Source organism: Streptomyces sp. NPDC002785 (assembly GCF_040295565.1).
Lineage (GTDB): Bacteria > Actinomycetota > Actinomycetes > Streptomycetales > Streptomycetaceae > Streptomyces.
The window spans coordinates 1-12,058 of sequence record NZ_JBEOVN010000213.1 but is presented as its reverse complement, the minus strand read 5'-3'; the positions used below and the strand labels follow the sequence as shown (position 1 = coordinate 12,058).

The 12,058-nt window shown below is 70.6% G+C and carries 11 protein-coding genes; 4 read left to right on the top strand and 7 right to left on the bottom strand.

From position 1 onward, the window contains the following. Positions 1-221 precede the first annotated feature (221 nt). From ABTZ94_RS32025 to ABTZ94_RS31995, 7 genes are all read right to left on the bottom strand, one after another. Positions 222-437, bottom strand: a complete 216-nt coding sequence (locus tag ABTZ94_RS32025; protein ID WP_351206059.1) for a ferredoxin — start codon at positions 435-437, stop codon at positions 222-224. Positions 438-441: 4 nt separating this feature from the next. Beyond that, positions 442-1,668 (bottom strand): cytochrome P450, encoded by a 1,227-nt coding sequence (locus tag ABTZ94_RS32020; protein WP_351206057.1) that lies wholly within the window; start codon positions 1,666-1,668, stop codon positions 442-444. A gap of 80 nt (positions 1,669-1,748) precedes the next feature. Next, on the bottom strand, positions 1,749-2,540 hold the full coding sequence (locus ABTZ94_RS32015; RefSeq protein ID WP_351206055.1) for an ABC transporter permease: 792 nt from the start codon (positions 2,538-2,540) through the stop codon (positions 1,749-1,751). Continuing rightward, a complete protein-coding gene (locus ABTZ94_RS32010) occupies positions 2,537-3,520 on the bottom strand; it encodes an ATP-binding cassette domain-containing protein (RefSeq protein WP_351206053.1) in 984 nt (327 codons plus the stop codon). Before ABTZ94_RS32010 ends, ABTZ94_RS32015 begins: the two co-directional genes overlap by 4 nt. Before the next feature lie 25 nt (positions 3,521-3,545). Then, positions 3,546-4,382, bottom strand: a complete 837-nt coding sequence (locus tag ABTZ94_RS32005) for a DUF4097 family beta strand repeat-containing protein (protein WP_351206051.1) — start codon at positions 4,380-4,382, stop codon at positions 3,546-3,548. A 78-nt stretch (positions 4,383-4,460) separates the two neighbouring features. Beyond that, positions 4,461-5,000, bottom strand: a complete 540-nt coding sequence (locus ABTZ94_RS32000) for a hypothetical protein (protein ID WP_351206049.1) — start codon at positions 4,998-5,000, stop codon at positions 4,461-4,463. A gap of 37 nt (positions 5,001-5,037) precedes the next feature. After that, a complete protein-coding gene (locus ABTZ94_RS31995; protein WP_351206047.1) occupies positions 5,038-5,424 on the bottom strand; it encodes a hypothetical protein in 387 nt (128 codons plus the stop codon). A 316-nt stretch (positions 5,425-5,740) separates the two neighbouring features. Here ABTZ94_RS31995 and ABTZ94_RS31990 point away from each other — a divergent pair, with 316 nt between their 5' ends. The 4 genes from ABTZ94_RS31990 (at position 5,741) to ABTZ94_RS31975 (ending at position 11,770) form a co-directional block, all read left to right on the top strand. Further along, positions 5,741-7,459: a sensor histidine kinase gene (locus ABTZ94_RS31990; protein ID WP_351206045.1), complete on the top strand. Its 1,719-nt coding sequence runs from the start codon at positions 5,741-5,743 to the stop codon at positions 7,457-7,459. After that, positions 7,456-8,169 (top strand): response regulator, encoded by a 714-nt coding sequence (locus ABTZ94_RS31985; protein ID WP_351206043.1) that lies wholly within the window; start codon positions 7,456-7,458, stop codon positions 8,167-8,169. The genes ABTZ94_RS31990 and ABTZ94_RS31985 overlap by 4 nt, the downstream gene beginning before the upstream one ends. Before the next feature lie 184 nt (positions 8,170-8,353). Next, positions 8,354-9,139 carry an ABC transporter ATP-binding protein gene (locus ABTZ94_RS31980; protein ID WP_351206041.1) on the top strand — a complete coding sequence of 262 codons (786 nt, stop codon included), beginning with the start codon at positions 8,354-8,356 and terminating at the stop codon, positions 9,137-9,139. Positions 9,140-9,199: 60 nt separating this feature from the next. Next, positions 9,200-11,770: an ABC transporter permease gene (locus ABTZ94_RS31975; RefSeq protein ID WP_351206039.1), complete on the top strand. Its 2,571-nt coding sequence runs from the start codon at positions 9,200-9,202 to the stop codon at positions 11,768-11,770. Positions 11,771-12,058: the final 288 nt, after the last annotated feature.

Sequence of the window (12,058 nt, the reverse complement as noted above, 5' to 3'; positions counted from 1 at the left end):
GGTCACGGGTCACATCTACCGCTCCCGGCCCGGGCCGGGAGCGGATCGGGCATGTTGACGAATACCCACGCCGAGCGTGCGCGGTTGCGCACGTTGACCCCGGCGACGTGGTCGGCCGGCCCAGCGAGGCCGCACCGGCGACAAGAGAAATGATCACGCGAAGGGCGGTTGCTCTTCGCGGTGTGACCGAGCTCGGAGGCACGCTCGTGGAGTGGGCCGCGCTACGAGGTGGTGGAGGATCCGCGCTCGGTGACGGTGATGGCCGCGGCCGGGCAGACGCCGGTGGCGAGGCGGACTGCCGTGTGCTGGTCCTGCGGCGGTCGGGCGGTCAGGAGGACGACGAGACCCTCGTCCTGGTCCTGGTCGAAGACCGAGGGAGCGGTCAGGGCGCACATGCCGGAGCCGAGGCAGCGGTCGCGGTCGACGTGGACGTCCATGGGATCAGTCCTCGTCCCAGGTGACCGGCAGCCGGTGCACGCCGTAGATGTTCATGTTCGTGCGCAGCGGCACCTCCTCGGCCGGCACGGCGAGGCGCAGCGTGGGGAACCTGTCGAGGAGCGCGGGCAGGGCCACCGTCAGTTCGACGCGGGCCAGCTGCTGGCCCAGGCACTGGTGGATGCCGTGGCCGAAGCCCAGGTGTCCCGTGGCCTTGCGGTGCAGGTCGAGGACGTCCGGGTCGGGGAACCTCTCCGGGTCCCGGTTGGCGGCCTCGAACGAGATGGTGACGCTCTCGCCCGCCTTGATCACCTGGCCCTCCAACTCCACGTCCTCCAGCGCGGCCTTTACGCCGGTGTGGGCGATGGTCAGGTACCGCATCAGCTCCTCGACGGCCTGGGGCGCGAGCTCCGGGTCCGTGCGCAGGGCCTCGGCCTGGGCCGGGTTGGCGAGCAGCGCGAACGTACCGTGGGCGATCATGTTGGCGGTGGTGTCGAGCCCGGCGGCGAGCAGGAACCCGCCGACGCCGATCAGCTCCTCGTCGGTGAGGCCGGAGTCCCGGGCCAGGTCGCCGAGCAGGTCGTCGGAGGGCTCGGCGCGCTTGGCGGCGACCAGTTCCGCCATGTACTCCTGGAGCCCGGCCAAGGCCGCGTACTGGTCCTCGGGCGTCGCGTCCATGGTCATGATCGTGTGGGCGTGGCTCTGGAAGCGCTCGCGGTCCTCGTAGGGCACACCGAGCAGCTCGCAGATCATCAGCGCGGGGAGGGGCCGGGCGAACGCCTCGACCAGGTCGGTGCCCGGCCCCCCGCGCGCCAGTGCGTCCAGGTGCTCGGCGGTGATCTCCTCGACGCGCGCGGAGAGCTGCCGCATCCGGCGGACCGTGAACTTGCCCATGAGCAGCCGCCGGAAGCGGGTGTGCTCGGGCGCGTCCACCCCGGTCATGTCACCGACGGGCGCGGGAGGCAGCGGGCCGTCGGGCCCGCCGGGGAAGGGGTAGTGCATCAGCTCGTACCGCGAGCTGAAGCGAGGGTCGCCCATGATCGCGCGGACCGTGGAGTAGCCGGTGGCCAGCCAGCCGATGTGCCCGTCGGGGTACGTCATCCGGGTCAGCGGCTTCTGCTCGCGCAGTTTCGCCAGTCCGGCGGGCGGGTCGAAGGGGCAGCCGGCGGCGCGCTCCGTGGGGAGCGTGACGGGCTCGGTGGTCTGGGGCCGGGGCGATAATTCGTGCTGCATGGTGTCCTCCGTGGAGAGTGACGTGCGGTGAACTGTGACGTGTGGTGCAGTGATGCGGAGTGGCTTGAGGGGAGCGGTACTTACCGCTTGGCGGTACGGCCGAAGGCGGACCGCGCCCAGAAGTAACCGACAAGGGTGAGGCCGGCGCACCAGGCGAGCGCGATGTACCCGCTGTTGCCGATCTCGGTGCCCATGAGCAGGCCGCGCAGGGTCTCGACGAACGGCGTGAACGGCTGGTACTCGGCGAACCAACGCAGCCCGGTGGGCATCGAGTCGGTCGGCACGATGGCGCTGCCCAGGAAAGGCAGGAAGGTCAGCGGCAGCGGCATGTTGCTCGCCGACTCCGGGGTCTTGGCCACCAGGCCGACACCTGCCGACAGCCAGGTCAGCGCGAGGGCGAGCAGGGTCAGCAGGCCGACCGCGGCGATCCACTCGACGGGGGAGGCGTCGGGGCGGAAGCCGATGGCGAGCGCGACGCCGATCACCAGGGCGACGGCGACCAGGGTCTGGATGACGCTGCCGACGACGTGCCCGGTCAGGAACGCGGCGCGAGAGATCGACATCGTACGGAACCGGTTGACGATGCCCTCGGTCATGTCGACGCAGACGCCGACAGCCGTCATGACCGCCCCGGCGGTCGCGGTCATCAGGATGATGCCGGGCGCGACATAGTCGATGTACTCGCCGCCGCCGGTGGGGGCGCCGGAGATTCCGGCGCCGAGGGCGCCGCCGAAGGCGTAGTTGAACAGCAGCAGCATCATCACCGGCATGGCGACGACGGAGAAGGTCATCGCGGGATAGCGCAAGGCGTGCTTGAGGTTGCGCCGCAGCATGGTCATGGAGTCGCTGACGGCGTACGTGAGGGTGCTCATCGGGCCATCTCCGTGGTGGTGTTGGGCGTGCCGTGGCCGGTGAGGGTCAAGAAGACGTCGTCGAGGTCGGGTGTGTGCACGGTCAGCGACTCGGCCCGCACCGCCGCGCCGTCCAGGACGTCGAGTACGGCCCGCAGGGTCGGGATGCCGCCGTCGCTGGGGATGCGGAGCGTGAGCTCCTCCAGATCGCGTGCCGCCGCGCCGAAGTGGCGTGCGGCGGTGTCGAGTTCGGCGATGTCCGAGAAGCGCAGTCGGATGTGGCCGCCCGGGATGAGGCGCTTGAGCTCGTCCGCGGTGCCCTCGGCGACCAGCCTGCCCTTGTCGAGGACGGCGATGCGATCGGCGAGCTGGTCGGCCTCCTCCAGGTACTGCGTCGTGAGGAAGATGGTGACACCGTCGGCGACGAGCCCGCGGATGATCTCCCACATGGTGCGACGGCTGCGGGGATCGAGGCCCGTGGTCGGCTCGTCGAGGAAGATGATCCGCGGGTCGCCGACCAGTGTCATCGCCAGATCGAGCTTGCGGCGCATGCCGCCGGAGAAGGTGGAGACCGGCTTGCGGGCGGCCTCGGAGAGTTCGAACCGCTCCAGGAGCCCGGCCGCCCGGCGGCGTCCCTCGCGCCGGGGAAGGTGCTGGAGGTCCGCCATCAGGAGCAGGTTCTCCTCGGCGGTCAGCAGGTTGTCCACGGCGGCGAACTGGCCGGTGACACCGATGGCGGCGCGTACACCGTCGGGCCGGTCGTCGAGGTCGTGGCCGGCGACCTGGGCCTGGCCGCCGTCGGCGGCGATGAGCGTGGACAGGATCTGGACGGTGGTGGTCTTGCCGGCCCCGTTGGGGCCCAGGAGGGCGAAGACCGTTCCCTCGGGGATGCTCAGGTCGATGCCGTCCAGGACAACCTTGTCGCCGTACGACTTGCGGAGCCCGAGGGCGGAAATCGCCGGCGAGGTCGTGGTGGCCCTGGCGGTGGGTATCGCGGTCATTGGTTCACATCTCCTTGCGGGGAGGTCAGGCGCGACGGATCACGATGTCGCCGACGCTGGTACGGGCATGGATCTCGACGGTCTCGTCGGAGGTGCTGGGGCCTTCGGTGGCACCGAGCGTGTTGCGGACCGTGCCGACCTTGGAGTTGACGTCCAGCCAGGCGGCGGTGGACTCGCGGATGCCGATTTCCACGTCGCCGATGGCGGTGTGGAGGTCGATCACGCCCCGCGCCACCTGCTTGACGCTGATGGCACCGTTGGCGGACTTGACCTCGACCGATGCGTGCGCGACGCCGACCGTGATGCGGCCGTTGGCGGCGTTGGCCTTCAGATCGCCGGTGATCTCACCGATCATGGTCTCGCCGTTGCCGTTCTTGACGGTCGCGGCTCCCGAGATCTCGCCGATGTCGACCCGGCCCGATCCGTGGATCTCGGCGTCGCCCACCGCCCGGTCGACGCGGATGTCGCCGTGGTCGGTGCGCAGGTTCGTGGCACCCGCCTCGGCGAGGCGGATGTCGCCGAGCGAGGTCTTGACGCGGCATTCTCCGAGCGGCCCGTCGCAGACGTAGTCACCCATCGGGGAGGTGCCACGGATGTGCGAGCCGGCGGGAAGGTCGACGGTCACGTCGATCGACCCGCTCTTACCGAACAGGGAGCGCTTCTTGGGCCCCTTGACGGTCAGGGTGCCGTTGGCGTACGTGACCTTCGTCTGCTGCACGGCCCGGACGTCGGCCTCGTCGGCGCCGTTGCTCGGCAGGACCTCGACGACCGTGTCCTGGCGCTTGCTCGCGGTGATCCGCACGTCGCCGACCTCGAACTCGAGGACCGCGGTGATGGGTTCGGGGGTTTCGTAAGAAGGCATGACTGTCCCGTCCTCTTGACTCTGAAGTGTGTTTGCGCAGGTGGGTGGCGGTGTGTGATGTGAATGCCGGGGCTCCGGCTATCGGACCCAGCCCCGGTAGCTCTGGCCGTGGCGCGGGGCGCGGGCTGCCGGCTGGGCCGGTCCGCCGCCCGGCTCGAGGGCGATGGCCACCGCCCGTACGAGCCAGGCGTTGACGGACAGGCCCTCCCGGCCGGCCGCCTCCTCCACCCGGGCCTTGAGGGGCGCCGGGAGCCGGAAGTTGATGCGGGCCATGGCGCCTTCGTCGCCGTCCGCTACGGGTGGTGCCGTGGGTGCCATGGGTGGCGCCGTCGGTGGTGCCACGTGGGATGCGGCCTCGTCGGGGGCCTCCGGCGCGGGCGGCGCCGTCACCACGAACTCGGGGTCGAGGCCCCGCAGTCGCACGTCCACCGAGCCGGGGGCCAGTTCGCGGGTGATCTCGTCCGAGGCGGCGGAGAGTGCGTTCAGGAGGGTCAGCCGGGCGGCCGACTCCAGGGGTGCGGTCAGCCGCTCGGCCAGGGCGTGCGCTTCATCCCCGCCGGCGCTCGCGGCGACCGCGAGCTCACTGCGGAGGTGATCGATGTAGGGGGTCAGGTCCATGGGAGTCATAGTGGCACCACTCTGGCGCCATTGCAAGTCATTGTGGCGCCATGTGGCATCTCATGGCGCCATGTGGCGCCACGAGGGGCGTCGCGGTGACGTCATGTGACTCCGCCGCCGGGGCGATCACCGGCCTCGACAGCGGCTGGGACAACCGCCTGACCTGGCCCGCGAAGCCGTTCGGGGTCGCGTCCGTCCAGAACGCGTACGGGCCGGGCGGTGGGCCGTCAAGGCCGCGCCGGGACGGTTCGGCAACGGTCGGACGTTTCGGTACCTGCGCCCAGCGATCTACTCCGCCGTCCAGCCTCTCCTCGGCCACGACAACGCGGATGTACGCGAGGCGGCCCTCGTCGCCGCCATCCCACGGGCGGAGCACCCGGCCCTCGCTCCGCACCGAGGCGAACCGGCCGACCGAGCCCGCCACGTGGGTTGACCTTTGCGGCGCCGGTAGGCGCGTTTGCCTTCGGTGGCCATCGCCCCACCTGGTTCCCATGGCCCGTGCAGATGCTCGTCGAGCGCCGACAGGGCGATGTTCGCCAGCAGCGGGGAGAGGATGCCGCCTTGCGGGGTGCCGGTCAGTGTTTCCTTTTTCTCGCCGAGTTCTGTGAGGACTCCGGCTTTGAGGAAGGCTTTGACCAGCGTCAGGACTCGCTTGTCCTTCAAGCCTCTGGCTTTCGACGGAGCAGCACCTCATCCTCAGGTTGCAGCAGACACGCACCACTGCCCCGGACAATTGACCGATGGCCCCCACCTCCCGAAACCCGTTCACGGCCCCTGGCGAACAGGGCCGAGGACTGTGGCGCGCGCTCGCGGAAGTGACCGGCGGCGCGTTGCTGATGCTCCTCACCCAGCTGATCCTGGGCGACCCGTGCGGCGGGATTCAGTTCCTCCTCGGTGCCGTCGCCCTCGCCCTGCTCGCCGTCCGCCGCCGCTTCCCCACGATGAGCCTGCTGGGCGTCTCCGCCGTCGTGGGCCTGCTGCCCCCCGCCGGGCTGCCGGCCGCCGTGACCGCGTACACCACGGCCAAGCACCTGGTGGTCCCCCGGCGCCGGAGCGCTGTACTGCTCGCCTCGACCGTTCTGGCGACGCTGGCCGGCGCCGCCTTCGCCCCGGGCATCGGGCTCGGCAGCCATGGGTTCGGGCTCGCGCTCGGCGCCGTACTCGCCGCCACCACGCTGATGGTGCCGGGACTTCTCGGCATCTCGGGTGGACAGGAGGACCGGCTGCTGCGGGCGCTTCGGGAACGGGCCGCCGCCGCGGAGGCGGCCCGCCGGCTCGCGGACAGCGAGTCCCGGATACATGAGCGGTCCCGGATCGCCGCTGAGATGCACGACCTGGTCGGCCACCGGCTCAGCCTGATCTCGCTGCACACGGGCGGCCTGGAGATGGCACTGGAGAAGGAGTCGCCCGAACTGCGCGACGAGGCGGCCCTGGTGCGCCGGGCCACCGGAGACGCAATGCGGGAGCTGCGTCAAGTGCTCGGTGTCCTGGGCCCGTTGGAGCGGGACACCGGGACCGACGCCCTGACCGACACCACGGGTACCCGATCCGATATCGAGGCGCTGGCCGAGGAGTCGCGCAGCGGCGGCATACCCGTCGATCTCACCTGGGACGGCCCCGACCTGAACGACCGCGCGGCCCAGGTGCGGCGTGCGGTGCACCGTGTGGTGCGCGAGTCGCTGACCAACGTGCACCGGTACGCCGCCGGAGCCCGTGTCACCGTGGTGGTCACGCACACCGACGACCATGCAGAGGTGCTCGTACGCAACGGGCTTCCGCCCGTGGCCCCGGAAGCGGCGACCGGCCTGGGCTCGGGACGTGGCCTCGTCGGGCTGCGGGAACGGGTGGCACTGCTCGGCGGCACCCTGGAGGCGGGCCCGACGCCGGCCGGAGGCTTCGCGGTGGCAGCACGGATCCCGGCACAGCCGGACCCGGGAGCGAGCCTCGCCACCGCGGGCGCCCCGCCGCGTGAACCGCCGTCCGAGCCGAGCTCCGATCACTCACCCGCCGGTGTCCAACGCCGTGCCGTGAGTGCCCTTACCGGGTTCCTCGGCCTCGCGGGCGTGGGCGTGATGATGATGTGCGGCCTCTTCCTGGTCGCCCAGGCGTTCCCGGAACCCGACCAGCGCGATCCCGAGCAGCCCCGGATCGGGATGTCCCGCAAGAAGGTGGAGGAGGCCGTGTACGGGGACGACCCATCGGTACGCGCGGCGGCGACGGGTCGGGAGCCGGCTCGCCCGGAGTCCGTGACGAGCTGCATGTATCCGATGGTGCCGGTCGAGTACTTCACGGCGCCGGCCGAGGGCGCCGGCCCCGGGAACTCCGCTGCCGCAGGCGCCGAGGAGGGCCCCGGTCACCTCAGGGTCACCCGGTACTGCTTCCGTGGCGACAAGTTGGCCGCAGTCGACCGCTTCACCGTACCGGTGGTGTCGCAGACGCCCCCGTGGGAGTCCCCATGACCGAGTTTCACGCTTCCGACCGCCGCCCGATCCGGGTTCTGCTCGCCGACGACGAGGAGCTGATCCGGCACGGCGTCCGGCTGATCCTGCGCCATGCCGAGGGCATCGAGGTGGTCGGCGAGGCGAGGAACGGCGAGGAGGCCGTGCGGGTCGCCCGCGAGACCCGTCCCGACGTGGCGCTGATCGATATCCGGATGCCCGTGCTCGACGGGCTCGCTGCGATCGAGCGGCTCCTCGCCCTCCACCCCCGGCCGCAGGTCGTCATGCTCACCACGTTCGGCGACGAGGAGAACGTGACGCGGGCGCTGCGGTCCGGCGCCACCGGCTTTCTACTCAAGGACGAGGGCCCGCAGGAGCTGATCAGCGCCGTACGGGCCGCCTCCGCGGGCGACGCGGTCCTCTCACCCGGAGTCACCGGCACCGTCATCGAGCGCATGCTCAACGGCAGTGCCGGTACGCCGGGCCACGGGGAGGCGTCAACACCGGCGTCCGGTTCCGCCCCCGAACAGCGACTGGCGGCGCTCACCGGCCGAGAGCGCGACGTCCTCGCACTGCTGGGCCGGGGCCTCGCCAACGCGGAGATCGGCCGTCATCTGGGCATCGGCGTGGGCACGGTGAAGACCCACGTCAGCGCCATCCTGGAAAAGACGGGCACGGACAGCCGGGTCCAGGCGGCGGTACTGGCGTACCGGACGGGGCTGCTGTCCTGAGAGGCCCCGCACATTGTCTCTGCCGTAGGGCAGATACGGCGCTCCGCCCCGAGGACTACGTGCGCCCCGTCCCTGACCTTCGACAGACGCCTCATTCACGTCCTGAGGCCGACGGTTCGGCAGTACGGCGCATCGAGGATGAGAGGCAGTCGCACAACCTCTCCCTCGTACTTCCGGAGCTGACATGTCAATGCAGGCAGCCGCCCCCGTGCCCGCCCACTCCGCCACGGGTTCTGCCGCCGCCCGGGCCACCGGGCTGAGCAAGGTCTACGGCCAGGGCGAGACCCGGATCGTCGCCCTGGACTCGGTCTCGTTGGAGTTCGAACGTGGCCGGTTCACCGCGATCATGGGGCCGTCCGGCTCCGGCAAGTCGACTCTGATGCACTGCATGGCGGGTCTCGACTCGGTCTCCGCAGGCTCCGCACGGATCGGTGACACCGAGCTGTCCAGCCTGAACGACCGACAGCTCACCCGGCTGCGCCGGGACAGCGTCGGTTTCGTCTTCCAAGCCTTCAACCTGCTCCCCACGCTGACGGCCCTGGAGAACATCACGCTGCCGATGGCCATCGCGGGCCGCAGGCCGGACCAGCAGTGGCTCGACACGGTCGTGGCGACCGTCGGCCTCTCCGGACGACTGAGCCACCGCCCCGCTCAGCTGTCCGGCGGCCAGCAACAGCGTGTTGCCGTGGCCCGCGCCCTCGCGTCCAGGCCGGAGATCATCTTCGCGGACGAGCCGACCGGCAACCTGGACTCCCGCTCCAGCTCCGAGATCCTGGGCTTCCTGCGGGATTCTGTAGGGGAGTTGGGCCAGACCATCGTGATGGTCACCCACGACCCGGCGGCCGCCGCCTACGCCGACCGCGTGGTCTTCCTCGCCGACGGCCGGCTCACCGACGAGCTGCTCGCACCGACCGCCGAGGGCGTCCTGGACCGGATGAGGCAGTTCGACGCCAAGGCCCGCACGAGCTGACCCGATTGCCCGCTCCCCGCCCGGACTTCCGCCACGCACCCCAGAAGTGGGACCACCACCATGCTGCGTACAGCCCTGCGCAACGTCTTTGCGCACAAAGCCCGATTGGTCATGACCGCCCTCGCGATCACGCTTGGCGTCGCCTTCGTCTCCGGCACGTTCGTCTTCGGCGACACCGTCGCCCAGGCCCTTCGCGGCGCCTCCGCCAAGAACCTCAAGGACGTCGCCGTATCCGTACAGGCCGAGTCCCAGCGGAACCCGGACAGCGCGGCGGACGACCGCCGGTTCACGGCACTCACCAGTGATCTCGCCGACAAGGTCCATGCCGTGCCCGGTGTCACGTCCGTGCGCCCCACTGTCAACGGCACCGCCACCCTGGCCGCCAAGGACGGCCGGCCGCTGAACGCGGACAACAGCTGGCAGAATCTGGCGACCAACTATTCACCGGACACGCGGCACACGGACCGGGACAGCCGTTTCCCCGTCAGCTCCGGACGCGGCCCCGCCACCAGCGGAGAGATAGCTCTGGACCGCCGTACCGCCGAGAAGGCCGGCTACGACATCGGTGACTTCGTCCGCTTCGCCACCGAGGGCCCCGCACTCACCAAAAAGCTGGTCGGCACCGTCGACACCGACGACCCGCGCGTGACCGCGGGCGGCAGCCTTGCGCTCTTCGACACCAGGACCGCACAGCAGCTCTTCCTGCGGGCAGGCCAGTTCGACGAGCTGGCCGTCGGCTCCGCACCCGGCACCGACAATCAGGAGCTCGCCGGCAAGATCCGCGAACTGCTGCCCGCCGAGGGCATCAAGGCCACCAGCGGAGCTCAGCTCGCGGACGAGCAGGCGGAGCAGATCGCCGAGAACACCAAGGGGCTCACCCGGATGCTCCTGGCCTTCGCGGGGATCGCACTGTTCGTCGGCGCCTTCATCATCGCCAACACCTTCACCATGCTGATCGCTCAGCGCAGCCGTGAGACCGCGCTGCTGCGGGCCGTAGGGGCCTCGCGCCGCCAGGTCGTCCGCGTGGTCCTCATCGAGGCCGGGCTTCTCGGACTCGTTGCCTCCGCGGCCGGATTCGCGCTCGGGCTCGGTATCGCGACCGGCATGAGGCCGCTCCTCAACGCGAGCGGCGCGGGTCTGCCGGACGGCCCCCTGGTCATCTCCACGGGCGCGTTCGTCTGGTCCCTCGTGGTCGGCGTCGGCGTCACCGTGCTCGCCGCCTGGCTGCCGTCCCGCAAGGCCGCGAAGGTCGCGCCGATAGAGGCACTGACCACCGTCGACCAGACGCCGCCGCAGCGCAGCATGGTGCTCCGCAACAGCCTCGGCGGGCTGCTCACCGGCGCTGGTGTCCTCATCATGCTGTACGTCTCCACGCAGAAGGACGGAGCCGACGCCAACCTCGAAACCGCCGGACTCGGCTCGGTGCTTGTGTTGACCGGCATGATCGTGATCGCACCACTGCTGTCCCGGCCGCTGATCCGGCTCGCGGGGGCGGTCACCACCCGGCTCTTCGGCGTCAGCGGCAAGCTCGCCAAGGAGAACGCGCTGCGCAACCCGCGCCGCACCGCCGCCACGGCCTCCGCCCTGATGATCGGGCTCACCCTGATCACGGGCCTGAGCGTGACCGGCAGCTCTATGAACGCCGCTCTCAAGGATGCGGCAGTGCGGGGCCTGACCGCGGACTACAAGGTGTCCAACGCCGGCTTCGACGGCATCGAGCCCGCACTCGGCGCGAAGGTCGCCAAGGTCCCAGGCGTCGCGGCGACGGCGGACGTCGCCTCCTCGGCCCTGGGTGCGCGGGGTGAGTTCGCCTCGCTCACCGGCGCGGACCCGCAGCGGCTCGGCAGGGTCTCCCAGCTGAAATTCAGCAGCGGCTCGCTCGCGGACATCGGCCCCGGCAAGGTCGCGCTCTCCGACAAGCTGGCCAAGGTCACCGGCCTGTCGAAGGGCGACACCTTCCAAGGCACGCTGAGCTTCGGCCACAAGAAGAAGCTGACCGTCGTCGGCATCTACCAGCAGACCCGCGCCGTCGACGACGCCGTGGGCACCATGGACGATGTCCTGCCGTACGCAGACGGCGGGAAGCTCGACAGCATTCTGGTCAAGGCCGCCTCCGACCGGAACACGAGCGGCCTCGACCAGGACATCCGCAAGGCCCTCGGCAACAGTCCGCTCCTCCAGGTGCAGAACCAGGAGCAGTTGACGAAGGCGGAGTCCGGCGAGATCGACGCAATGCTCAACATGATGTACGGCCTGCTCGGCATGGCCGTCGTCATCGGAGTGCTCGGCGTCATCAACACCATGGCCATGTCGGTCTTCGAGCGGACCCGGGAGATCGGGCTGCTGCGCGCGATCGGCCTCGACAACAGGGGCGTCAAGCAGATGGTGCGCCTGGAATCGGTGGTGATCTCGCTCTTCGGCGCGGCCCTGGGCATCGGCACGGGGATCTTCCTGGCCTGGGCGTGCGGCAGCCTCACCGGAGGCTCGCTTCCGCAGTACGAGATCGTGCTGCCCTGGGCGCGGCTCGGCCTGTTCCTGCTGCTCGGCCTGGCGATCGGAGGGTTGGCGGCGGTCTGGCCGGCCAGGCGGGCGGCCCGCCTGAACATGCTGCGGTCGATCAACGCGCAGTAGCGCGGCGGCGGACTCGCACTGCCGTTGGCCAGTGAGCACGCGGTTGCGGCGAGGCATCGACAGGTGGTGACGCGGTGGACGCGCTGCTCCTGGACGTGGCGCGGTTTCGCCGCAGGCCCGGCCGGAGCAGCCGGCCGGGCGTCGGTCTGCTGTTGTCCGTTCCGGCTGGTCCGCCACAGTCGCCCTCGGCGTTGCCGGGCTGGAATCCCAGCAGTAGCCGCCGCGCGCCGGCCGGAGCCGGCCAACGGCCCGCGTGCGCTATAGTTGATCTTGGCAGTCCGCCGCAAC

Coding starts and splice junctions, on each gene's coding strand:
- ABTZ94_RS32005 (WP_351206051.1), bottom strand. CDS start 4,382: ATGCCTTCTTACGAAACCCCCGAACCCATCACCGCGGTCCTCGAGTTC.
- ABTZ94_RS32020 (WP_351206057.1), bottom strand. CDS start 1,668: ATGCAGCACGAATTATCGCCCCGGCCCCAGACCACCGAGCCCGTCACG.
- ABTZ94_RS31985 (WP_351206043.1), top strand. CDS start 7,456: ATGACCGAGTTTCACGCTTCCGACCGCCGCCCGATCCGGGTTCTGCTC.
- ABTZ94_RS32000 (WP_351206049.1), bottom strand. CDS start 5,000: ATGGACCTGACCCCCTACATCGATCACCTCCGCAGTGAGCTCGCGGTC.
- ABTZ94_RS32015 (WP_351206055.1), bottom strand. CDS start 2,540: ATGAGCACCCTCACGTACGCCGTCAGCGACTCCATGACCATGCTGCGG.
- ABTZ94_RS32025 (WP_351206059.1), bottom strand. CDS start 437: ATGGACGTCCACGTCGACCGCGACCGCTGCCTCGGCTCCGGCATGTGC.
- ABTZ94_RS31975 (WP_351206039.1), top strand. CDS start 9,200: ATGCTGCGTACAGCCCTGCGCAACGTCTTTGCGCACAAAGCCCGATTG.
- ABTZ94_RS32010 (WP_351206053.1), bottom strand. CDS start 3,520: ATGACCGCGATACCCACCGCCAGGGCCACCACGACCTCGCCGGCGATT.
- ABTZ94_RS31990 (WP_351206045.1), top strand. CDS start 5,741: ATGGCCCCCACCTCCCGAAACCCGTTCACGGCCCCTGGCGAACAGGGC.
- ABTZ94_RS31980 (WP_351206041.1), top strand. CDS start 8,354: ATGTCAATGCAGGCAGCCGCCCCCGTGCCCGCCCACTCCGCCACGGGT.